Raw genomic sequence first — 25,739 nt, forward strand, 5'->3', positions numbered from 1 at the left:
CCACAGTTCCTCGACATGGCGATCGCGTCCGAACTCAAGAAGGCGGGAAAGGTCGCGGGGTCAGCCAAGAGGCAGCGGCTGGTCGTCATCGGACCTGGCCTCACCCGCCCGCATGGATGCCGCCGCTCCAGTCGCTCGATGACACAGCCAGTTGTCGCCTTTCTGATATAACGACTTTACGCAGGGCCAGCTCCACGAGGTGTGGTATAAGGCGCTGTCGATCTCGTGTTCCGCTGTGGCGCCGTCGCCGTTCAAACCCACACAAGTTCTCACCGCGTCACGCAGAACGAGGCTCGCGGATTCGCTCCGAATCGCGCCCTTCATCCAGTTGGGAGAAGTCGGCATGCGGCAAAAACCCGTCGTGCTCGTTGGCCTGGTCGCGGTCATCGCGTTGTGCGCAGCCGGCGTCCAGGTCTGGGCGACGGGAGCAGTTCAGGGGCGGCCAGCACTGTCCGGAGGAGCCGGCGCGGCGGCAACCGACGCGACAGCCATTGGCCCGGCGCCCGCGCCGGAAGCCAAACCCATGGGCGCCACGATCGTGGCGCCGACCGTCGGGGGGAACATCGACCCTGCCGCACTCGAGAGCGATTCCGCGGGGCGCAACCAGGCGACACCCGTCGCAGCCGGCGAACCACCGATCCCGGCGAGTTTCCCAACCTCAATCGGTGCGATGCGCAGCAACCCACCCGAGGCGCGGGGCCCGTCGGACGCGCCGCCCCGCCTGCCCGAATCCGGTCCGAACTCGGTGGTAGCGGTCGCCACCGCGTCCTATCCCTGGTCGTCGCCGACATCGAACTACCACACCTGTGCCCTGACGGCCGCGGGCGCGGTGAAGTGCTGGGGCCCGAACGAGAGCGGGCAGTTGGGCAACAGCACGTACGCCGATTCCACGACGCCGGTCGATGTCAGCACGCTCTCGAGCGGTGTGGCGAGCATCGTGACAGGCGCGAACCACAGTTGCGCGTTGACGACGGCGGGCGGCGTGAAGTGCTGGGGATCCAACAGCTGGGGGCAGATCGGCGACGGCACCTGGAACTGGCGCTCGGCGCCCGTGGACGTCACCGGCCTCACGAGCGGGGTTCTGGCGGTGACGGCTGGCGCCTACCATACATGCGCACTGATCACCGGCGGTGCCCTGAAGTGCTGGGGCTACAACACCTACGGCCAGTTGGGTGACGGCACCACATCCAACCGCAATGCGCCGGTCGATGTCACGAACGCGAGCAACGGCTTCGCGGGGATTTCCGCCGGCGGCGTGCACACCTGCGCGGTGACGTCTGGCGGCGGCGTGAAGTGCTGGGGCTACAACTCATACGGCCAGGTTGGCGACGGCACGACGACGAGCCGAAGCGTGGCAACCGACGTGAGCGGCGCTGCCAGCGGCTTCAGTGTCGTGGCGTCCGGTGGTCTGAGTACATGCGCCATCACCACGGGCGGCGGGCTCAAGTGCTGGGGCTACAACAACTACGGCCAACTGGGCGACACCACCACCTTCCAGCGCACCTCGCCGGTCCCCGTCTCCGGGCTTGTGAGCGGTGTCATCTCCGTCAGTCTCGGCTCGAACCATACGTGCGCCACACTGACCGGCGGCGCCTTGAAGTGCTGGGGAAGCAACTCGAGTGGCCAGATCGGTGATGGAACGACGACTACGCGCAGCACGCCAACAACAGTGAGCGGCCTGTCGAGTGTCGCCGTCGTCGCCGCCGGCGATGTCCATTCGTGCGCGGCAACCACAGACGGTCGGCTCCACTGCTGGGGAGGCGACGGGCTCGGTCAGTTGGGTGATACGCCGACGACCGGCCGGCTGTTGCCGGGCGGCGTGCAGGGGGTGGAAGCGGCCACGCTCGCGACCAGCGCGGCCGCACACACCTGCGTGGCGACGGGCACCGGCATGCAGTGCTGGGGGCTCAACTCGAACGGTCAGCTGGGCAACGGCACCATGACGAACCGGACCACGCCCGGCGATGTGCCAGGCATCGGTCCGGGCGTGGCGGCGATCGGCGCGAGGAATCAGTTCACCTGCACGCTGACGTCGGCCGGCGGCGTGAAGTGCTGGGGATACAACGGCTCGGGCCAGCTGGGCGACGGCACCACCACGGCGAAGACCACGCCGGCCGATGTCGCCGGCCTCGCCAGCGGTGTGACCGCGCTGGCCGTCGGCCCGGAGTTCGCCTGCGCCCTGACCACCGCTGGCGGCGTGAAATGCTGGGGAGGGAACTGGAATGGAGAGTTGGGCGACGGCACCACCACCAGTCGCAGCGTGCCAGGCGATGTGACCGGCCTCACGAGCGGGGTCGTCGCGATCGGCGCCGGCGGCAACCACGGCTGCGCCGTCATGACTGCCGGCACCATCAAGTGCTGGGGCTGGAACGGAAGCGGACAACTCGGCGACAGCACCACCACGCGTCCGGCGGCGCCAGTCGACGTGGTCGGCATCTCCAGCGGAACCAAGTCGCTCGCGCTGGGCTCGAACCACTCCTGCGCCCTGGCAACGGCGGGAACCGTCAAGTGCTGGGGCTCGAACTGGGCCGGACAGCTTGGGGACGGAACCTGGACGCAGCGAACGACTCCAGTCGACGTTGTTGGCCTCGGCGGCGTGGCGACGCTGACAGCAGGCTCGTCACACACCTGCGGCATCACGAGTGGGGGCAACCTCCAGTGCTGGGGCTGGAACCAGTACGGTCAACTCGGCGACGGGACGACCTCGGCCCGCTGGGCCCCAACCGCCATCACCGGTCTCGCCGGTGCCGCAGCGGCTATCGGTGCTGGCGACCGCCACACGTGCGCGGTCCTCACTTCCGGCGCGGTGCAGTGCTGGGGTTCCGACGCCAACGGCCAACTCGGCTCGGGCCGCGCGCTCTTCCGGCCGTTCCCGGCGGAGCTCGGCGGTTTCGGTAGCGCTCTCGCGACGGTGACGCCGGGCAACTCGGTTCAGATCTACGACGGCACCGCGAAGGCCACGACGGTGGCGACCACGCCGCCGGGTCTTGCCGTCACGACCACGTACACCGGCATCGGCGACACGACCTACGCGCAGAACGTGACGGCACCGAGCGCGGCGGGCACCTACCTGGTCGTGGCGGTGGTGAGCGACGCGGCCTATGTCGGCTCCGGCAGCGGCACCCTGGTGATCAACAATGCCGCCCCCACCGTGGCCTCCATCAGCCCGTCATCCGCGCCGGACTACTCCTTCACGCCGGTCACTATCACCGGCACGAACTTCATGCCTGGAGTGTCGGTCCGTCTGAACGGCGCGCTGCTGCCATCGACGTTCGTGAACAGCACCACGCTGACGGCGGTCGTGCCGCCAGGCGCGGCGGGCGTCGCCGCGGTCTTCGTGCGCAACCCCGAACCGACGTCCGGTAACGCGGCCTCGAACTTTGCGTACCTCGCCTATCCGCGCATCACATCGCTGGCGCCCGCGTCAGGTCCGGCCGGCACGTCGGTGACGATCACCGGCACGAACTTCAGCGACACCGATGCGGCGGTGTCGTTCGGCGGCCAGGCGGCGGCGGTGACGAGCCGCTCGGCCACGCAGATCGTGGCGACGGTGCCCGGCGGCACCGCCAGCGGCCTCGTCGATGTCACGGTCACGAACGTCGCGCTGGGCCGGAGCCGGACGTACACACGCGCCTATTCGGTCGGGACGGCGCGGCCTGGCGTGGCCGGCGCCATCGCCGCGGGTGGAGCGTTCTCGTGCGCGGTCACGAGCACGGGCGGCGTGCAGTGCTGGGGATCGAACGGGGCGAATGAGCTTGGCGACGGGACGACCGTCAGCCGGTCGGTGCCAGCCGCCGTGTCCGGGCTCACGAGCGGGATGGCCGGCGTCACGGCCGGCAGTTCGGGCTCCCACGGGTGTGCGCTCACGACCGGCGGCGGTGTGAAGTGCTGGGGCCAGAACGGCTACGGCCAGCTCGGTGACGGCACGACGACGAGCCGGTCGATGCCGGTCGATGTCGTGAGCCTGCCGAGCGGCATCGTGGCGGTGACCGCCAGCGGGTCCCACACCTGCGCCCTGACGATGAACGGCGGCGTGAAGTGCTGGGGGCGGAATATGTATGGAGAGGTCGGCGACAACACCACGACCGACCGCTCGAGCCCGACGGACGTCGTCGGCCTGGCAAACGGCGTGCGCGCGATCGGCGTGGGCCTCTACCACTCGTGCGCGGTGCTCACCGATGGCAACGCCAGGTGCTGGGGCCGGAACAACTACGGTCAGCTCGGCGACGGGACGACGACCGATCGTCCGACGCCCGTCGTCGTCCAGGGCTGGTCGGGCGGCGCGGCGGTCGTCGTGGGCGGCTACTACCACACCTGCGCGATTACCTCGAGCGGGGTCAGTTGTTGGGGCTACAACAGCTCCGGCCAACTGGGCGACGGGAGCACGACGAACCGGACGGCGCCCGGTGCCGTGTCCGGCTTGGCGGCCGGCGTGACAGCGCTCGCTGCGGGCGGAAACCATACGTGTGCCGTGGCGACCGACGGCACGGCGAGATGCTGGGGCTCCAACCCCGCCGGCCAACTCGGCGACGGGACCACGACGAATCGGTCAACACCGGTCAGCGTCTCCGGCCTCGCCGCGAGCGCGAGCGCCGTCGCCGGCGGCTCCGATCACACCTGCGCGCTCCTCGCCGACGGCGGCGTGCAGTGCTGGGGCAATGACGTCCTGGGCGGAACGGGCTCTGGCACGACGGTCTTACGCACGGTCCCGGGCGATGTGTCCACGCTGGCGACGGGGGGCCTCGACCTCACAGCCGGGATGTATCATGCCTGCGCGCTGACGTCTGGAGGCGTGGTCAAGTGCTGGGGCAGCAACATCAGCGGCCAACTCGGCGATGGCACGACGGTCAGCCGAGCCCTGCCGGCCGCCGTGATTGGCCTGCAGGCCGGGATCAGAGGCGTCGCCGCCGGGATGTCGCATGCCTGCGCCATCACGAGCGGCGGCGGCGTGAAGTGCTGGGGCCAGAACTCCAACGGTCAACTCGGCGATGGCACGACGACGATGCGATTTACGCAAGCGGACGTGACAGGACTGACGAGCGGCGTCTCGGCGGTCACCGCCGGGTCTTACCACACCTGCGCACTGACATCCTCCGGCGGCGTGAAGTGCTGGGGCTCCAACTCGTCCGGCCAGCTCGGTGACAACACCACCACGCAGCGCTCGGCTCCTGTTGACGTCTCCGGTCTGACGAGCGGCGTCATCGGCCTCACGGCGGGCTACTCCCACACGTGCGCCCTGATGGGCGCGGGCGGCATGAAGTGCTGGGGCTCCAACTCGTACGGCCAGCTTGGCGATGGCACGACCACGCAGCGTCTCGCGCCCGTCGACGTCAGCGGCCTCGCTGCCGGCGTCGGTGGTGTCGCAGCGGGCGCGGGGGCCAATCACACCTGCGCGTGGACGACTGGCGGCGCGCTCAAGTGCTGGGGCGCGAACTCCTACGCCCAGGTCGGCGACGGAAGCTACACGAACCGAACCGCACCCGTCGATGTGACCGGCCTGTCGAACGGCGTCAGCGCTGTCGCAGCAAGCGCCTATCACACCTGCGCACTGACAAGCGGGGGTGGCGTCAAGTGCTGGGGGAGCGGCCAGTACGGCGCGGTCGGCGACGGCAGCACGACGACCCGTCTCACCCCGGTCGATGTCGTCAACCTGTCGAGCGGCGTCACCTCCATCGCGGCAGGGTCCAGCTACAGCTGTGCCGTGACGGGCAGCGGCGGCATCCAGTGCTGGGGCGACAACTCGATGGGTCAACTCGGCGATGGCCGGCCGCTGATCCGGCTGTACCCCTCCAACGCCAGCGGCTACGGCGCCATCGTGATCCTGGGCAACCTCGATCAGACCTACGACGGCACGCCCAAGGCGGTCACGGCAGCCACCGTGCCCCCGGGCCTGGCCGTGACGATAACGTATCGCGGAACCGGAACGACCACGTACGGGCCCACCACCGCAGCGCCGACAGATCCGGGCTGGTACGTCGTAGTGGCCACCGTCAACGACTCGACCATCGCCGGCTCCGGATCGGCGGGCGCCACGCTCACGATCAACAACGCCGTGCCGGTGGTGTCGTCGGTCGCCCCGCCCTCTGGCCCAGACTTCGGCGGCACTCTCATCACGGTGTCGGGAACCGGCTTTAGGCCTGGCGCGACGGTGCAGATTAACGGTCTCGCGGCAGCGGGCGTCTACGTCAACGCGACGACCATGACGGCCGTGACGCCGTCCTCGGCCGCCGCCGGCGCGGCGACGGTCACGGTTCGCAATCCGGACCCGACGCCGGGCGCCGCGACGACCACCTTCACCTACCTGGCCTATCCGGCCGTGACCGGCATCGCGCCGGCGTCCGGGACAGCCGGAACGGCCGTCACGATCACCGGGAGGAACTTCGCCAGCGACGTGGCGACCGTGTTCGGGTCGAGCACCGGCCCCGTGACCAACGCGTCGGCCACCCAGATTGTCGCGACCGTGCCGAGCGGCCTGTCGCCAGGGCCCGTTGATCTCACCGTGGTCAACGTCACGCTGGGGCAAAGCCGGACGTACCAGCGGGCGTTCACGATCGGCACCGTGCTGGCGGGCACCGCGAATACCGTGGCCGGAGGCGGCTCGTTCACGTGCGCGGTCACGAGCACCGGCGGCGTGCAGTGCTGGGGCGACAACTCCTCCGGCCAACTCGGCGACGGCACGACCATGCCGCGCGGCACGCCAACCGACGTCCCCGGCCTCACGGCCGGGATGAAAGCCGTCGTTGCGGGCTACAGACACAGTTGCGCGCTCACCAGCGGGGGCGGCGTCCTGTGTTGGGGCGACAACAATTACGGCCAGCTCGGCGACGGCACGACGAAGAATCGGGTTACCCCGGTGGACGTTGCCGGTCTCGGAGGCGGCGTCGTTGCGCTCGCCGGCGGCTCCAACCACACCTGCGCGATCACGAATGGCGGCGGCGTCAAGTGCTGGGGCTCCAACAGCTATGGGCAGCTCGGGGATGGCACGACGACGCAGCGCATGCTCCCGGTGGATGTGCCCGCGCTCCTTGCCGGCATCACGGGACTGACGGCGGGCACGTCCCATACCTGCGCTGTCACCGGCGCAGGCGCGGTCCAATGCTGGGGCTACAACAACTACGGCCAACTTGGGGACGGGACGACGACGAACCGAAGCACCCCGGTCGGTGTGGTTGGCCTGGCCACGGGCGTGACGGCGGTGGCGGGCGGCAACTACCACAGCTGCGCGCTCGCCGGCAGCGGCGCCGTGATGTGCTGGGGCCAGAACTTCTCCGGTCAACTCGGCGACGGCACGACCACCGGCGCCGTCAGCCCGGTGGCCGTGGCCGGCCTGGCGAGTGATGTGGCGGGATTGACCGCCGGCAGTTCCCACACCTGTGCCTTCACGGCCGGCGGAGCGGTGCAGTGCTGGGGCAGCAACACGTCTGGACAGCTAGGCGATTCCACCCTGACGAACCGACCGACGCCGGTCACCGTGGTCAACCTCGCCGGAGCCGTTGCGGCACTCGACGCCGGCGACTCGCACACGTGTGCCACCATCCGGGGCGGCGGCGTCCAGTGCTGGGGCTCGAACGCTTACGGCCAGCTCGGGGATTCGTCGGTCGTGGTTCGGACGGCGCCGGCCGATGTGGCGACCTCGGTGGCCGCGAGCGCGCTGGCGGTTGGCGGTTCCCACGCGTGCCGCCTCGTGACTGGCGGCGTGCAGTGCTGGGGGTTGAACTCGAGCGGCCAACTCGGAGACTACACGACGATCAGCCGATCGCTGCCGGCCAATGTCGTCGGTATGACCGGCGCCTCCGGCATCGCCGCGGGGGGATCGCATTCCTGCGCGACGACCGCCAGCGGTGGCGTGAAGTGCTGGGGTAGTAACAGCTACGGCCAGGTGGGAATCGGATCTACCGGAGGCAGCCGCTCCACCCCAAGCGATGTCGTCGGCCTGAGCGATGCGGCGCTGGTCGGAGCCGGCTCGAACCACACGTGCGCGCTGACAGCCAGTGGCGCGGTGACGTGCTGGGGCTACAACAACTACGGCCAACTGGGAGACGGATCCGCGACGAATCGTTCCACGCCGGTAGCCGTATCGGGTCTCGCGAGCGGCGCGACCGCGCTCGCCGCGGGCGGCAGCCACACGTGCGCCGTCACCGCCGGAGGCGGCGTGAAGTGCTGGGGCTACAACTCCAGCGGCCAGCTGGGAGACGCGTCCACCACGAGCCGAAGCACGCCCGTGGATGTCACCGGGCTGGCCAGCGGCGTGGTTGGCCTGGCGGCAGGCTACTCCCACACGTGCGCGCTGACGAGCAGCGGCGGTGTGAAGTGCTGGGGCTCCAACTACTATGGTCAACTCGGTGACGGATCGACCACGACGCGCACCACGCCAGTCGATGTGACGAGCCTGGCGAGCGGGGTCACCGCCATCGGCGCCGGCTACTACCACACGTGCGCGATCACGACCGGCGGCGGGGCGCAGTGCTGGGGCCAGAATTCGAGCGGGCAACTGGGCGACGGCTCGCTGGTGAATCGCTCCACGCCCGTCGATGCCACGGGCCTGACGAGTGGCGTCCTGTCTATCGGTGGTGGGAGCAGCCATTCGTGCGCGCTGGTGACCGGAGGCGGGGTCAAGTGCTGGGGCAACGATTCGACCGGGCAACTGGGCAGCGGCCGGGCGCTCCTCCAGCCCGCGCCAGCCGATGCGGCCGGGTACGGCGCCAGCGTCACGCTGTCGAATCTAGTACAGACGTATGACGGCACGCCGAAATCCGCGGCTGTCGGCACCACGCCGACCGGCCTGACGGTGGCGGTCACCTACCTCGGCATCGACGGGACGATGTACGGCCCGACCACGACACCACCGACGGACGGAGGCACCTACCTCGTGATGGCGAAGGTTGCCGACGCGGTGTACAGCGGATCCGGCAGCGCCACGCTGATCGTCTACAACCCGATCCCCGCCATCGCCACGCTCACCCCGTCGTCGGGACCCGACGCGGGCGGAACGACGATCACGATCTCCGGCGCGGGCTTCCGGCCGGGGGTGCTGGTGCAGATCGGCGGCCTCACGGCGGCGGGTGTCTACGTCAACGACACGACGATGACGGCTACGGCGCCCTCGTCCGCGCTTGCGGGCATTGTCGACGTGTTCGTCAGAAACGCCGAGCCCGCGCTGCCAGGGCGGGCGTCGAGCACCTTCACGTATCTCGCGTACCCCCGAATCACCTCGCTCTTGCCGGGCTTCGGCATCGCAGGCACCGTCGTGACGATCACGGGCGCGAACTTCAGCAACACCGATGCGGCGGTCACGTTCGGATCGATCCAGGCGGCCGTCTCGAGTCGGTCGGTCACGCAGGTCGTGGTGACCGTCCCGTCCGGCCTCCCGCTGGGACCTGCCGACGTCACGATCGCGAACGTGGCGCAGGGGCGGGGCCGCACCTATGCGCGACTGTTCACGGTCGGCCCGACACCCGTCCGCCTCGTCAACACGGTGGCGGTTGGTACCGGTCACGTGTGTGCGACCAGTGCGAGCGGCGTGAAGTGCTGGGGCGACAACGACTACGGCCAATTGGGCGATGGGACGACAACGACCCCGGCGGCGCCGGTGGACGTCGTGGGCCTCGGAGGAGGCGTCACGGCGGTGGCGGCAGGCGGCGACCACACGTGCGCGCTGACGAGCGGCGGCGGTGTGAGGTGTTGGGGGTACAACTACTATGGCCAACTCGGCAACGGCACGACGACGAACCAGAGCCTTCCGGTGGACGTTGTCGGACTCTCGAGCGGCGTGGTGGCCATTGCCGCCGGGTACTCCCACACCTGCGCGCTGACGAGCGGCGGAGCGGTCAAGTGCTGGGGCTATAACTCCTACGGCCAACTGGGCGACGGCAGCCTGTCGGATCGGAGCGTGCCGGCCGACGTGGCGGGGCTGACGGTTGGCGCGGTCGGGGTGACCGCGGGCTACTATCACAACTGCGCGGTGACGGGCGCCGGGGCCGTGAAGTGCTGGGGCAACAACACGAACGGACAGCTGGGAGATGGGACCGCCACCCGGGCCACGATACCGGTGGCGGTGCTCGGTCTGACGGGTGGAGTCCGGGCCGCAGCCGCCGGGTACTATCACACGTGCGCCATCACGGACACCGGTGGCAAGTGCTGGGGCGACAACACGTACGGCCAGGTCGGTGACGGAACGACGGTCAACCGATGGGCCCCCGTGGACGTGCCCGGGCTGGCCGGCGGTCTCGCCGGCGTGGCCGCCGGCTACTATCACACGTGCGTGCTCGCGAGCACCGGCGGAGTTCAGTGCTGGGGCCGGAATCAGGCCGGCCAACTGGGCGACGGCACGACGACGGATCGTGGGACACCCGGGGGCGTAAGCGGCGTCAGCGGTGCCAGCATGGTGGCCGCCGGGTACTACAACACCTGCGTCGCAATCGGAACGGGAACCGTGAGGTGCTGGGGCGGCAATTCCTACAGGCAACTGGCCGACGGGTCCCCGACGATGCGCCTCACTCCGAGCCCGGTCGCTGGTGTGTCGAATGCCACGTCGAAGATCGCGAGCGGCTACTCCAGTTCGTGCGTGATCACGGGCGCGGGTGCGGTGCAGTGCTGGGGCGCGAACAACTACGGTCAGCTGGGAAACGGCACGTTCACGGACTGCAGCACGGCTGCAACCGTCACGGGGATCTCCAGCGGCGCAAGTGCGATCGCGGCCGGCGGGTACCGCGCGTGCGCGGTGACGGGCGCGGGCGGCGCCAAGTGCTGGGGCTCGAATACCTGGGGCGCGCTGGGAACTGGCGTGCTCCCGCCCACGGCCGGACCCGTGCCATCGCCCGCGGACGTCGTGGGCCTGACCAGCGGCGTGGTGTCGTTGGCCGCGGGCTCCTACCACACTTGCGCCCTGACGCAGACTGGCGGGGTCAAGTGCTGGGGCCGCAACACGTCTGGCGAGGTGGACGCCACGACGTCCACGAGGTACACACCAGTTGACGTCGCGGGGTTGACGAGTGGCGTCGTCGCACTGGCCGCCGGCTACTCACACGTGTGCGCCATCATGAACGGCGGCGCCGTAAAGTGCTGGGGCTCCAACGGACACGGCGAACTGGGAAACGGCGCGACCACCAACTCCAGTTCACCAGTGGCCGTTTCCGGCCTGTCGAATGGAGTCACGGCACTCGTTGCAGGGGACTACCACACCTGCGCGCTCACCACCGGAGGAGGGGTGAAGTGCTGGGGCGCCAACGCCGAGGGCGAACTCGGTGACGGCACGAACGTCGGCCGTCTCACGCCGGCCGATGTGGTTGGCTTGGACTCCGGCGTCACCGCGATCGGGAGTCGCTACGAACACACGTGCGCCGTCCGCAACGGCGGCACCCTCTGCTGGGGCTACAACAACCATGGCCAGCTCGGAGACGGGACGACCACCGACAGCTGGATACCGGTGAGTGTCGCCGGCCTGTCCGGCGGAGTGGTCGGGGTTACGTGCGGCATGTACCATTCGTGCGCGGTCAAGGACGACGGTACGGCCATGTGCTGGGGCTACGACGCCAACGGTCAGCTTGGCGACGGCCGGCTGGTCTACAGTGCCGTGCCGCTCGAGATAGCGGGCCTTGGGAAGACTGCGGCCACGGTCGCTCTCGACAACCTCACCCAGGTCTTCGACGGATCATCGAAGGCCGCGACGGTAACGACGACGCCGGCCGGCCTGGCGGTGATCGTCACCTACACGGGGGTCGGCGGCACGACCTACGGACGGACGTCGGCACCGCCGACGCTCGTGGGCACCTACTCCGTGGTGGCCATGATTGACGATGCGAACTACTCCGGATCGGCTGGGGGCACGCTGACGATCGGCCTCGGGAGCGCGCCCGCCATCACCGACGATCCGCTGCTGGCGCGGACGGCGCGTGTGAAGGCGATTCACTTCAACGAGCTGCGGACGGCGATCGACAAGCTGCGTGCGGGGCACGGCCTGTCCGCGGCGGCCTGGACGGACCAGCCGCTCGTCGGCGGTGTGACGCCGGTGAAGGCCATCCACCTGGCGGAGCTGCGGACGGCGCTGGCGGAGGTGTACACTGCGGCGGGCCGCGAGGCGCCGGCCTGGAACCCGACGACGATCACCGCCCGCGCGACGGTGATCACGGCGGCGCAGATCACCGAGGTGCGGCAGGCGGTGATGGGGATTTGGTAGTCGGAACTGGCGCTGTCAGCACCGCACGTGCTGTACCCTCAGCACCCGTGGCACCGCCAGCACTGGAACCTTCAGCACCTTGAGCACCCCCAGCACCCTTCGCACCTGACCCTGTCGTTATCTCGCAACCTCCGTGACCGGGATGACCGGCTTCCGGTAGCTTGCGATCGACACCTGGGCCGCCAGTTGCTCGGCGGCGGACATGAAGGCGCGTGTCGCGGGCGCGTCGGGCTCGGCGATGACGAGCGGCTGCCCTGCGTCGCCGCCGCGGCGGATCGGCTCGTAGATCGGGATCCGGCCCAGGAACGGCACGTTCATCGCCTCCGCCGTCCGCTCCCCGCCGCCCCGCCCGAAGATGTCGCTCTCGTGCTCACAATTCGGGCACACGAAGTAGCTCATGTTCTCGATGATCCCGAGCACCGGGATGTTGAGCTTCTCGTACATCCGCACGGCACGGCGGCTGTCCGCGAGCGACACCTCCTGCGGCGTCGTCACGACGATCGCGCCTGCGACCGGCACGGTCTGGCTGAGGCTCAGCGCGACGTCGCCGGTCCCCGGCGGCATGTCGATGATCAGATAGTCCAGTTCGCCCCACTTCACCTCGTGAAAGAACTGCTTGACGACGCTGTGCAGCATCGGCCCGCGCCAGATGACGGGCGCGTCGTCGTTGGTCAGGAACCCCATCGACACGACCTTGATGCCGTGCTTCTCGGCCGGCAGGATCTTCTCGTCCTCGGCCATCAACTGACCCTGGATGCCGAGCATCATCGGCACGTTCGGTCCGTAGATGTCGCCGTCGATCATGCCGACCCGGCTGCCGAGTTTCGCGAGCGCCACGGCCAGGTTCACCGCGAGCGTCGTCTTGCCGACGCCGCCCTTCCCCGCCCCGATGGCGACGATGTTCTTGACCCCGGGGATCGGCGCCTGCGCCGAGCCGACATTGTGCGCGGCACGAACCTGGGCGGTCATGGTCACGTCAACGCTGGTGACGCCAGCTATCCGCGACACCGCTGCGCGCGCCTGATCGCGCATTGCGTCCTTGACCGGGCACGCGGGGGTGGTGAGTTCGATGGTGAACGCAACGGCTCCGCCGTCGATCGTGAGACCCTTCACGAAGCCGAGCGACACGATGTCCTTGTGGAGGTCGGGATCCTTGACGGCGCGAAGCGCGTTGAGAACGGCAGTCTGGTCGAGAGCGGACATGTTCTGGAACTCCTCGAAGGGAATCGAAGTCGTCATGCGTGAGCGAGCCCGGCGCGGCGCAGGACCTGCTCGAGCCACTGGTTGGTGAGTTTCTCCTGGACAGTATTCTGGCGCAGGCGGGCGTTCAGGTTGAAGAAATCGACGCGGTCCATCAGCTGGTCCTGGTTGAAGCACGAGAATATGATCGTCTCCTGACCGGTCGCCGGGTCCACGTGCTTCTGCAGGCACTGCGCGCACACCTCTTTCATCATGCACTGCATCGGCGAGTTGACGCTCGCAATCGCCACGTGCCCCCGCTTGAGGTAGGGAGCCAGGACGGCATGCCGCGCCCCCTTCATCGCCGCCATCATCCGGTCCGATCCAATCACGATCATCCGATCCACGCCGTCGAGCGGCACGCGGATCTGACCCAACTCTCCCCTCGCGTACGCCACCAGCGACTCGACGATGTTGCCGCGGAAGTGAGCATCCTGCGGCCGGTGTGGCTCGATTGGCGCGCCCGTGTCGGTGCTCCAGATCACCTGGTCTGTCGCCGCCTCGATCTCCTCGCGCTTGAAGAGGTCCTCCCCCTTCTTGTAGCCGGCGAAGTAGACGACGCGGTTGCCGCGCTCGCGCATCGCGCGGGCAATCGAGAAGAGAACGGCGTTGCCCAGCCCCCCGCCGGCCAGCAACACGGACTCGCCCTCCGGGATCTCCGTCGGCGCCCCCGTCGGCCCCATCACGACGACGCGCTGACCGGGGGTCAGATACGCGCACAGCCGGCTCGAGACACCGAGCTCGAGCGCAATCATCGACAGCAGGCCTCGTTCGCGATCGACCCACGCGCCCGTCAGCGCGATGCCCTCCATCACCAGCTTCACCCGGGCCCCGCCGATGCCGGCCATGACGGCGTCCGACTCGAAGTTTTGAAGGCGGTAGAACTGCCCCGGATGGAAGTGGCGCGCGGCGGCCGGGGCGTGCACCACCACCTCGATAATCGTCGGCGTCAGGCGCCTCACCTCGACGACGGTCGCCGACAGATCGGCGTCGAGCGCCGAGACGAGCGTCCACCACGACCGATCGCGCGTCTCCTGCGACGCCGGGTCCAGCGTGGCCACGCGGTCTGCGAACAGGCGCACCACCTCGCGGTAGCCATGCTTGGCCGACGCCATCGCCTTGACGACATTGCCGGCGTAGCGCGGGTGGTTGTCGCCGTAATAGCTGATGAAGAGGTCGGATGCCGCCGCGTCACGCCGGTGGTACGACGTGAAGAACCCCTGCGGATCGGGCACCAGGCACGATGTGCCCTTCTCGTCGTGCTCGACCCGGTGCGGCTCGAAGAACCGCCCGTGCGGATCCAGTTGCAGCGTGCCGGGATATTCCTTCTCGTAGGTGACGTTCGGCGAGGTGCCGGCCGCGACGAGCAGCGCACGCGCGGGAAGCTCCACTGTCAGCCCGATCTCGCCGGCGTCCGACGCCTGACGCCTGAATCGCACCGCCTTCACGTGGCCGAACTGGTCGGGGACGGCCTCTTCCGGATCGAGGTGTTCGATGAACCGGATCCCCTCCTCGAGCGCCTTGATGATCTCCTCGTGATTCAACCGGTAGGCCGGCGAATCGACCATGCGTTTTCGGTAGACGACCGCGACGCCACCCCATCCCTGCAGCAGCGGCACGAAGTCCGGCGCCTCCCCTGAGGCCTCCGCCCGTGCGCGCTCGGCACGCAGTTCGCGCCCGTGACACAGGAACTCCGCGAGCTGGGCCAGTTCCTCCTGGTCGTAGGCCGCGCGCGCGGTCGCCTCGCCGACGATGGCGGTCACCTGCTCGTACCGCTGGAGGATCTTCTCGACCTGCTGCGGGTAGTACGCGAGCAGCTCCGTGGCCGTGTCGATCGCGGTGAGGCCGCCCCCAATCACGAGCGCGGGCAGCCGGACCTGGAGATTCGCGAGCGACTCGTGCTTGAACGCACCCGTCAGCTGCAGAGCCATCAGGAAGTCGCTGGCCTTCCTGACCCCGCGGATCAGGTTGTTCTTCATGTCGATGATCGTGGGCCGGCCGGCGCCCGCCGCAATCGCCACGTGCGCGAATCCATGCGCCCACGCATCCTCGATGGGCAGCGTCCCGCCGAACCGGATGCCGCCGTACGCGCGGAAGCGCTCGCGCCGCGACAGCAGCAGGTGGAGCAGCGTGAGGAAGTTCTTGTCCCACCGAACGGTGATGCCGTATTCCGACACGCCGCCGAACCCCTCCAGCACGCGCTCGTCCAGCGGGCGGTGGATCTGGCTCCAGTCACGGAGCGGCGTGGGCGGCTGACCGGGCGCGCCGGTCAGCGATTCCGGCAGCGGCTCGATCTTCAGCCCGTCCACGCCCACCACGCCGAAGCCTTCGTTGAGAAGGTAGTGCGACAGCGTGTAGCCCGCCGGGCCGAGACCGACCACCAGGATGTTGATGCCGTTGTAGGGCAGCGGATAGGGCCGGCGGACGTTGAGCGGGTTCCAGCGCGTGAGCAGGCCGTAGATCTCGACGCCCCAGGGCAGGCCCAGCACGTCGGTGAGCACGCCCGTCTCGGCCTGCGGGATGTTCACCGGGTCCTGCTTCTGGAAGATGCAGGCCTTCATGCAGTCGTTGCAGATCCGGTGGCCCGTGCCGGCGCACATCGGGTTGTCGAGCGTGACGAGCGCCAGCGCGCCGATCGCATCGCCGCTCTTCCGCGCGAGATGCATCTCGGAGATCTTCTCGTCGAGCGGACACCCGGCCAGCGGGATGCCAAGCGCGTTGGTCGAGAGGGTCCCACCCTTTGCGTGGATACCCTTCGAACAGGAATCCTTGTCGCGCTCGTGGCAGATGACACAGTAGTTGATCTCGGACAGCACCTCCCGCGCGTTCATGCGCGCATCGGTGAGCGTGAAGCCGTCGCGGCGCCGGTGCGCGTCCCGGCCGGCCAGGGCCTCGGGCAGACTGGCGTCCGGTCGCTCGAACTCGACGAGGCGCAGCGGATCGATGGCACGAGGGAACCGGAAGATCACCCAGTCGCGATAGGCGGGATCGTCGATGCGGCGGGCACACCAGCGTTTCAGCGCGTCGAGTTGTGCGGCCACAGCGGCTCGCGCCGTCTCGTCGCCGGTCTTCGCCAGAACGGCCTCGCGGTCGAGGAGCGCGCAGCCGGCCAGCGCCAGCGCACGCTCGGGATCCTCGTGCCCGACGAGGCTCGCCAGCGCCTCCACCGTGGCGTCCTCGCCCGCGTCCGAACCCGCGGGCCCGCCCTTCGTCAGCGGCAGCGCGCGACGCCTGACGAAGTCCACCTTGAAACGGAAGATCGGATCCTGCGCGAGCGCGGCCTCGCGCAGGGAGGCCAACTCGCGCTCGACGCCGAACAGCCGGCCCACGAACGCGCTGATGTGACCCGACATGCGGACCAGCAGCCACGAGATCTCGGTGGCAGGCCGCACGGCGTCGGGTTCCTGCCGATACGCCTCCCACGCCTCCCACAGCGCGGGGTTCTCACGCGCGACCTCACGACAGAACACGTCGTGGAGGTCGCGCAGCCGGTCAGGCCGCTGCAGGTCGACGAACGAGAACCCGGAAACGCCGAGCGTCAGATCGGGTGCGACGGAGAGCGTATCCATAAGGGTGAGGGTGAGGTCCCACCTTTCATTCTACATTCTCCCTCCAGTATTCTTCACGTCCCGCTTGCTGCTTCTCGACCTTCTCGATCCTCGGTTCTCGCTTCTCACTTCTCCATTCTGAATTCCGACTTCCAGCTCCTGGCTACTTCTTCAGATACCGGTCCCACCACGCCAGGTAGCGTGTCAGTCGATCGCGCACGTAGCTGGGCATCCTGATGCCGTGGTGCTGGCCGGGGTAGATGATGAGTTGGGTGTCGACGTTCAGGGTCCGCAGCGCCTGGTACATCTGCTCCACCCCGGCAATCGGCACGTTGAAATCGACCTGGCCGCAGAGGAACAGGGTCGGCGTCTTGATCCGATCCGCGTGGAAGAACGGGTACGAGACCTTCAGCCAGGTCTCCTGGCTCGTCCACGGCGGACCCAATTCGTTGTCGTACTGCGCGATGTACTGGTCGATCCCGTACATCGTCAACTGCAGCGCGCTGCTGGCGCCGCTGACCGCCGCCTTGAACCGGCCGTCGCTGGCGATCGTGTAGTCCGTGAGAATCCCGCCGTAGCTCCAGCCGCCAATCCCGAGCCGGTCGGGATCCGCAATGCCGCTGGCCACCGCGTAATCGACGCCGGCGAGCAGGTCCATCACTTCCTTGTTGCCCCAGTCGGCGAAAATCGCCTTCTGGTACGCCGATCCCCGGCCCGCTCCGCCGCGATAGTTCACGGCCAGCACCACGTAGCCGTTGGCGGCGAACAACTCGCGCTCGACGCTGAAACCGAATTCGTCCTGGCCGTTCGGGCCGCCGTGAATGTACAGGAGCGTCGGGTATCTCTTCCCCGCGATGAAGCCGGCCGGCTTCACCATCAGCCCGTTGACCACCGTGCCGTCCTTCGACTTGCAGGTGAAGCCCTCGGTGGTCGCCAACTGCAGCTCGTCGAGCCACGCGTCGTTCTGGTGCGTCACCCGTCGCAGGGCGCCGTTCTCGAGAACGTGCACTTCGCCGATCTCCGTGGCCGTGCTGGCGATGACGGCGAGCGCCCCGTCGCCCTTCGGCGAGAGCGACGACACCACGCGCTGTCCGCTGGTCAGCTTGTCGACGGCCCCCGTCCTCACGCTGACGGTGGCGACGTACTCGGTGCGGTCGTCCGCGACGACGCCACGGAGAGTCTGTCCATCGGCCGACCAGAGAATCGGGCCCGACATCGCGCGGTCGAGCACCGCGGTCAACACCTTCGGCGCGCCGCCGGCAGCCGGGATGATCGCGAGCTTCGCCTGGTTGTATGCGGAGTACTTCGTCTCGTCACCCTGGAGGTACGCGAGCCACTTCCCGTCCGGACTCCACGCGGGCCGCCCATCGTCGCGCCCTGGATAGGTCGTCAGTTGACGGGGCTTGGCGCCGGCCTTCGCCTCGATGACATAGACGTTGGTGTCATCGACCCGATCGGGATCGGGCGCACGGTTGCTGACGAAGGCGATCTGCGTCCCGTCCGGCGACCAGGACGGCGTCAGATCGTCGAACACGCCGGACGTCAGAACCTCCGACTTCCTGGTCTCGACGTCGAACAGCGCCAGATGGCTGTAGAGGCGGGTGAGGTAGCCGGCTCCGTCCGACTTGAAGTGATATCGGTCGATGACGATCGGCGGCTGGGTCTTGCGTTTCCAGCTTTCCTTCTTCTCCGGATCGGAGTTGGGATCGAAGTCGTCGACGACGAGCACCAGGCGTTTGCCGTCTGGTGACCAGGCGAGGTCCGAGACGCCGCCCTTGATGTCCGTGAGTTGCTGCGCCTCGCCACCCGCCCGGTTGAGCAGCCACACCTGGGCGCCGCGCTTCTTCGCGTCCTCGTCGCCGCGCGACGTGAGGAACGCGAGGTACCGGTTGTCGGGGCTCCAGCGCGGCGTGCTTTCGCTGCTGTCGGTGGTGGCCGTCAGGCGAATCTGTTGCGCGCCGTCCCAGCCGGCCATCCACAAGTCGGTGTCGCGCTTGTCCTTCTCCGCGTCGATCGTGCCCACTGTGTAGGCGATCCACCTGCCGTCGGGCGACACCTGCGGGTCGCCAACGGTCCGAATTCTCGCCAGATCGTCGAGGCCGACCGCCCGCTTCGCTGGCTGGCCGGCGACGGCTGACGAGACGGTCACGACGAGGAGCGCGGTCAAGGTCGAGAGGGTTGCCACCAGTCTCCGCATAGTCGATGCTCCGTGAGGTTTCGGCCCGGGCGATGTCGAACCCGGGCACGGCGTGGCGGACGCCGAAACCGGATGGTACCACCGCTGGAAACTCAACCGCTAATTGGGATACTCTGTGCCGTGCATTCGGTCTATTTTCTCCCCCCATCGTTCGCGGCGCCTCGGTTGAGGGGGACTGCAGAGGAGCCATTCATGGTCAAGAGAACCGTCCTCGCGCTGTTGCTGCTGACTGCGCTCTGCCTGAGCGCAGTGCCGGCCGTCGCGCAAGAGACGACCGGCACGATCGTCGGCACGGTGACCGACGAATCGGGCGCCGTCGTCCCGGGTGTTGCCGTTGTCGCCAAGAACATCAATACCGGCCGAACGACGGAGGTGGTGTCCACCTCGACGGGGATCTACCGGATTCCGCTGCTGCCGCCAGGGGTGTACGACCTCACGTTCCAGCTCAGCGGCTTCCAGCCGGTTACGATCCGCGGGATCGCGCTGCACGTCAATGACCGCCTGGACGTGAACGGGAAGCTGTCGGTGGGTGGTGTGGCCGAGGTCGTCGAGGTGACGGCCGCCCAGCAGTTCGTCCAGCCGACGGCCGCCCTCCAGAACCTGGTCGATGCCACGCAGGTCCAGGAGCTTCCGCTCAACAACCGCAACTTCGTCCAGCTCGCAACACTCGCGCCGGGTGTCTCGAGCGACCTGCCCGACGAGGTGGGCGTCGGGTTGACGAGCACGGTGAGCATCTCGGTCAACGGCTCGCGGCGCAACGCCGTGAACTGGCTGGTGGACGGCGTGTCGAACGTGGACGTCGGCTCGAACATCACGCTGCTGTCCACGCCGACGCTGGAGTCGATCGAAGAGTTCAAGATCATCACGAACGGCTACGCGGCGGAGTGGCCGCGCAGCGGCGGCGGCGTGGTGAACGTCGTCACCAAGTCCGGCACGAGCAGGTTCAAGGGCAGCGCGTACGAGTTCTACCGGAGCGACAAGCTCAACGCGAACTCCTGGTTCAGGAACCAGAGCCCCAACCCGGATCTTCGCAAGCCGCCCGCATTGCGGTACAACAACTTCGGCTACACGGCCGGCGGACCGGTCCTGAAGAACAAGATGTTCTTCTTCTGGTCGCAGGAATGGCGGCGGATCCAACGTGCTCCGGCGTCGCTCATCGGCAACGTGCCGAACCCCGCGTGGTTGTCGGATCCCACGAACTCGAACTACGTGGCACCCGAGAAGCGAGATGCCAACGCGGTCAAGTTCCTCACTGCGTATCCGGCCCCGAACCTGCCACCAACGTCGAGCAACGGTCCCAGCCGGTACGCCGTGTCGTCGCCGAACATCAACAACACCCGCCAGGAGGTCATCCGGATCGATTACGACCTGAGCCCGAAATGGCGCCTGACCGGCCGGTATACGCATGACCTCAGCGAGACCCAGGAACTCGGGGGACTCTGGCTCGGCTACGCCATTCCGAACATCGCGACGACCATGACGACCGTGCCCGGCCAGGTGCTGGCGCTCGGCGTGAAGACGATTTTCGGAAGCAATGCGCTCAACGAGTTCCAGTACCAGCGGTCGAGCAACGCGATCTCGTGGATCAATCCGGATGGGACGAAGAACAAGCGGTCCGACTACGGCATCAACATTCCCGAGATCTTCCCCGAGAACACCGGCAGGATGATCCCGACGATCGCCGTGAGCGGCCTGTCGTCGTTCGGCACGAACCAGCTGTACAAGAACAACTACGTCAACCAGACGATCACGGACAACTTCTCCTGGCAGAAGGGCAACCACGCGTTCAAGTTCGGCGGCCTCGTGACGTTCGAGGAGAAGAACGAGAACGCGCTCGCCAATTCGCAGGGCAGTTTCTCGTTCGTCGCCAGCACCGGGCGAACGGCCTTCCAGAACTTCCTGCTGGGAAACGCCGACGGGCAGTGCGCGTCCTGCAGCTACAGCGAAGCCGAGAAGGACATCATCGTCGGCCTCAGGTTCAACCGCCTCGAGCTGTACGCCCAGGATTCGTGGAAGGTCAGGCCGAACCTCACAATCGACCTTGGCCTCCGGTACTCGCTGTATCCGCCGATCAGGGAGGCCAACAACGCGCTGACCACCTTCGATCCGTCGTTCTACAAGGCGGCCAATGCGCCGAAGTTCACGACGGCAACCGGCGCCCTCATCGACAAGACCACGGGTAGCCTGACGAACGGCATCATCATCGCCGGTCAGAACTCGCCCTACGGCGACAGCATCTACCCGATGGTGAAGGACAGCATCCAGCCGCGGTTCGGCTTCTCGTGGGATCCGAAGAGCACCGGAAGCACGATTGTCCGCGGGTCGTTTGGCATCTACTACGATCAGCCGCTCGTCGGCATCTTCGAGTGGAACGCGTTCTACAACCCGCCATTCAACAACAGCTCGAGCATCACCGGAGCGAGCCTGAGCAACCCGACGGCGGGCACCACGGTGAAGACCAGCGGCGTGCCGACGATCTGGGCGACGTCCACGGACTTCAAGAACCCACGGACCACGCAGTGGAACATCGGCGTGACCCGGCAGCTCTTCAAGAACGCGGTCATCGAGGTGAGCTACGTCGGATCGCGCGGCGACAACCTCATCCGGCCGATCGACATCAACTACCCGATGCCGGCCGACGTCATCGCGCTCCAGACTGCGACGAATAGCACGAGCGCAGTCAACCCGGCTCGGCCCTATCTGGGCTACGGCACGTTCCGGTATCACGAGACGACCGCGACGAGCCGGTACCAAGGCCTGCTGACCGGTTTCCGTTACCAGGGCGGCAAGCACGGTACGATGACCGTCAACTACACGCTGAGCCGCAACCAGACGGATTCGACGAACGACCGCGACACCATCGACGTCCCGCAGAACCCACGCGACCCGATGGCCGATTTCGCGGACGCCCGCACGGACCGTCGGCACATCCTCACCGCGTCGTACGTCTACGAGGTCCCGTTCTTCAAGGAGTCCAAGAATCCGATACTCCGGACGGCAATCAGCGGCTGGCAGGTCGCGGGAATCACCTACGCGAACTCGGGCCAGCCGGTGCCGCGCATCTCGGTACTCACCAACACCTTCCGTCGCGGCGGCTTCGCTGATCTCGTCGGCGATCCCAATCCGCAGCTGACATTCGTCAACGGTGTTCCGTACTGGTTCGACCCGACGGCCTTCGCGCCGCCGGCCGATGGCAAGTTCGGCAACTCCGGCCGTGCGCCGTTCCGCCAGCCGGGGTTCTACAAGTGGGACTTCACGTTGTCGAAGAACTTCTACCTGCCGCGGAACATGCGTCTCCAGTTCCGGGCCGACCTGATCAACGCGTTCAACCAGGTGAACTGGGCGTCTGATCCGGCCGCGACCGGGCTGGACAACACCTGCTCGACCAGCCTCACGTCGTGCACGGTGTCCACGGACACCTTCGGCCAGCTGATAGCCGTGCGCGCTGCGCGCGAGATTCAGTTCGGGCTGAAACTGTACTGGTAGACCGACGGCTGCAACACCGTCAGGCATGGCCGGGCGATCCGCTGGTCGCCCGGCCATTTCTGTCTCCGCCAACGGGAGTGACGTATCATGCTGAGGCGCGTCGCCTGATGCCAAACGCCCAATTATGACCCCTCGGACCGCGCTCCCGTGCTTGGTCGCTCTCGTCCTCGTGACCCTGGGACCGTCCTCACGCCAGGCCGACGCCGGGCCGCTGCCGCGCCTCTGGGTCTCGCTGCCGCGCGAGGTCGCGGTCGGCGATGTCGTTCGCGCGCTGCAGGCCGCCGGACTGCGCGACGCTCGGGTCGTCATGCCCGCGGTCCACGCGCGGGTCGGAGGGCTGCCGGCAGGAGGGGAGGCACCGGCCGACGTCCAGGCCGCTGACGTACCCGGTGCGGCCGGCGACATCCAGATCCTCGCCCGTGTCACCCTCGAGATTGGCGCGGTCCCCGGGACCGGGCGCGAGCGCGAGACGGCCGTCGAGCGCGACGTCACCGCGCTCGTCAACCGCCTGATGCTCGACCGGCCGAACCTGCACGGACTGGTCCTCGACGTTCTCGTGGGCGACGCGACGCCCGAGGTCGTGCAGTTCGCGCTCGCCGCCCTGGCAGTCAAAGCCAAGGCCGTCAGACCGGCGCTGCAGGTCGTGCTTGCGTTGGCCGCAGCCCAGTCACAACCGACAGCCGCTGGCCTCCGTGCCCGCGATGCTGCCACGACCCGGCTGCTCGCCTACGCCGACGCGGTCGTCGTCCCGGCTGTCCGCGGCAACGAGTGGGAGGCCGTCTCCACTGCCGCCGCCGGCAAACCAATCACCGTGAGGACGGCGGTCACAGCGGATGTCCCGGCCGTGGCTTCCGCCACCTTGCTGGACGTCCTCATGACTCCCGGCATCGGTCGGGCCGAGGCCGTCTGGATCGAACTGCCGACGCTGGGGTCGCTCGGTGCCCTCTGTGGAACCATGCGGTTTCTCGGGCGGACATTGAGCGGAGGCCTGGAGATGACCGCGCCGGAGCGAGCGCCCGCGGCGGTGTCAGTGGACGGCCAGCCGGCATCGCCCGCCGTCGCATTTGTCGGGAGCCGGACCGCGGATGTCGCCCTGCTGCTCAAGACCGGCGCATCACGCGAGGCCCCGCGCGCGCTGACGCTCACCGCCCCCGGCAAGCCGCCGCAGGTCACGTGCTTCGACGCGACCGATGGCAGCAGCCTGACTGCGCAGGCGACCGATTGCCGCGCGACTGCAGACTACGTGTTGCTCTTCGCGCGCGGCGAGGCTGGACACGACCGGCTGTTCGAATCGGTCAGCGTGACCGGTCGATCGGGTCTCCGCGTCGAAGAGGTAATCGCCCGCTGGCAGGCCTCGCGCGAGCGTGAGCGGCAGGCGCTCGACAACTACTCGGTGCCGGTCTTCCTCAGCATTCACTTCGAGGCAACCAACCTGACGATTGGCGTCGACGTCGCGCTCGAATTGCAGCAGTTCGTGGATCGAGGCGGCACCGAGGACTGGGTCCAGACGGGCTTTCTCGTGAACGGTGTCCGGCTGAAGAAGGGACGTGAGTTTCCGCTGCCCCAGCTGGAGCCGGAGAAAGTCGTCACGCGGCCGCTCGAGCTGCGCCTCGACGAGAAGTACATCTACCGCCTCGACGGCACCGACACGGTGAACGGGCGCGTCTGCTACGTCGTGGACATCGAGCCGTCACAGACCACTGAGGCCCTCTACGCGGGCCGCGTGTGGATCGATGGCGTCGACTTCCGGCAGGCGCGCATCCGCCTCGAACAGCGGAACGGCAGGAACAACGTCGCCTCGCACGTCGAGACGCAGGACTTCGACCGGGTGAAGGACATACGCGAACGCGACTTCACCCTCGTCCGCGCCATCTACGCGGTCGACATCGTCAACCTGGCCGGCCGGTCCATCACGGTCGAGAAGCGGTATCGCTTCGGCGATTACACGCTCAACGCAGCCGACTTCAACAGCCGCCTCGAGACGGCGCGCGGCACCGATTCCCCGATGTTCCGCGAAACCGACGAGGGCATGCGAGCGCTTCGCAAGGACAAGGCCACCCAGACGCGCGTCGTCGAACCGTCGAGCGGCAAGCGAATCCGCGCGCTCCTCGGCGGCGTGCTCTACCAGGGCGACTACAACGTCCCCGTTCCCCTGGCCGGCCTGACGTGGGTGGATTTCGACTTCCGCGGGACGGGCAGGCAGTTGTCCGCGTTCTTCGCCGGCCCGCTGCTGACGCTCAACCTCTCGCGCCAACACAGCAAGAGCCTGCGGTGGGGGCTGGATCTCTCGCTCTCGGCCCTGCCGACGACGTTCAAGACGTACCAGCGGAGCGCGGAATTGAAGGGCCAGCGGGTTCGCCAGTTCGAGCAGAGCGTTGGCGGACTCGTGAACTGGCAGCCGAGCTCGTCGATCACGCTCTCCGCGCAGGGGCATCTCTACCACGATCTCTACGCGACAACGAGCGATACCGATTCGATGTACCGGATTCCGGCGAGCGGTTTCTCGTTGAACGCCTACGGTGAGGCGAAATACACGCGCGGAAGCCTGAGCCTCACCGCCACCCTGGAGGAGACGAGTCGACTCGGCTGGCAGGACTTCGGCTATGCAGACGCCAGCCACGGGCCGTTGTACTCGAACTCCACCCGCTACTCCGGGGAGGTCAGGCAGCACATCTTCGTCGGAAAGCTGACGCGTGGCGGCGTCTCGGCCGCCTACTTCGGCGGAGTGAACCTCGACCGGTTCTCGCGATTCAGCCCGGGATTCTTCATGCGGCCCGCCGTCCATGGCCTGCCGAGCGGCGTTGACTCGTTCGACGACATCGCGGACATCAGCGCCTATTACGGGTTCAACGTGATGGATCTGATGAAGCTCGAGGGGGCGTACAGCCATTCATGGACGCGCAACAAGGACGAGGGGACGGCCTGGCGGCAGTTCGACGGCCTCGACTTCACCATCGGCATGGCCGGTCCGTTCGGCACGTTCGTGCAGGGCAGCGTGAGCGTTGCGCTCCGGGGAAACCTCGAGCGATACAAGTCGAGGTGGGGCACGTACCTGCTCTTTCTGAAGCCGCTCAAGAGGTGACGGGGCGTTTGT

Annotated in this window: 6 protein-coding genes; 3 read left to right on the plus strand and 3 right to left on the minus strand. The window is 67.9% G+C overall.

Annotation, left to right across the window (positions count from 1 at the left end; translation table 11 throughout):
- The first annotated feature begins 343 nt into the window (after window positions 1-343).
- Window positions 344-12,175, plus strand: a complete 11,832-nt coding sequence (locus VGK32_04935) for an IPT/TIG domain-containing protein (protein HEY3381090.1) — start codon at window positions 344-346, stop codon at window positions 12,173-12,175.
- 117 nt (window positions 12,176-12,292) lie between these two features.
- Here VGK32_04935 and VGK32_04940 read toward each other — a convergent pair whose 3' ends face one another.
- The 3 genes from VGK32_04940 to VGK32_04950 all read right to left on the minus strand — a co-directional run bounded on the left by VGK32_04940 (window position 12,293) and on the right by VGK32_04950 (window position 19,159).
- Window positions 12,293-13,414 carry an Mrp/NBP35 family ATP-binding protein gene (locus VGK32_04940; GenBank protein HEY3381091.1) on the minus strand — a complete coding sequence of 374 codons (1,122 nt, stop codon included), beginning with the start codon at window positions 13,412-13,414 and terminating at the stop codon, window positions 12,293-12,295.
- Window positions 13,411-16,983, minus strand: coding sequence for a hypothetical protein (locus VGK32_04945; protein ID HEY3381092.1), 3,573 nt, complete (start codon window positions 16,981-16,983; stop codon window positions 13,411-13,413). The genes VGK32_04940 and VGK32_04945 overlap by 4 nt, the downstream gene beginning before the upstream one ends.
- A gap of 142 nt (window positions 16,984-17,125) precedes the next feature.
- Window positions 17,126-19,159 (minus strand): S9 family peptidase, encoded by a 2,034-nt coding sequence (locus VGK32_04950; protein ID HEY3381093.1) that lies wholly within the window; start codon window positions 19,157-19,159, stop codon window positions 17,126-17,128.
- Window positions 19,160-19,351: 192 nt separating this feature from the next.
- Here VGK32_04950 and VGK32_04955 point away from each other — a divergent pair, with 192 nt between their 5' ends.
- Entirely contained in the window at window positions 19,352-22,645 is a 3,294-nt protein-coding gene (locus tag VGK32_04955; GenBank protein HEY3381094.1) for a carboxypeptidase regulatory-like domain-containing protein, read from the plus strand.
- A gap of 124 nt (window positions 22,646-22,769) precedes the next feature.
- Window positions 22,770-25,727 carry a hypothetical protein gene (locus tag VGK32_04960; GenBank protein ID HEY3381095.1) on the plus strand — a complete coding sequence of 986 codons (2,958 nt, stop codon included), beginning with the start codon at window positions 22,770-22,772 and terminating at the stop codon, window positions 25,725-25,727.
- Window positions 25,728-25,739 lie beyond the last annotated feature (12 nt).

The organism is Vicinamibacterales bacterium, from assembly GCA_036504215.1.
Classification (GTDB): Bacteria; Acidobacteriota; Vicinamibacteria; order Vicinamibacterales; family Fen-181; genus FEN-299.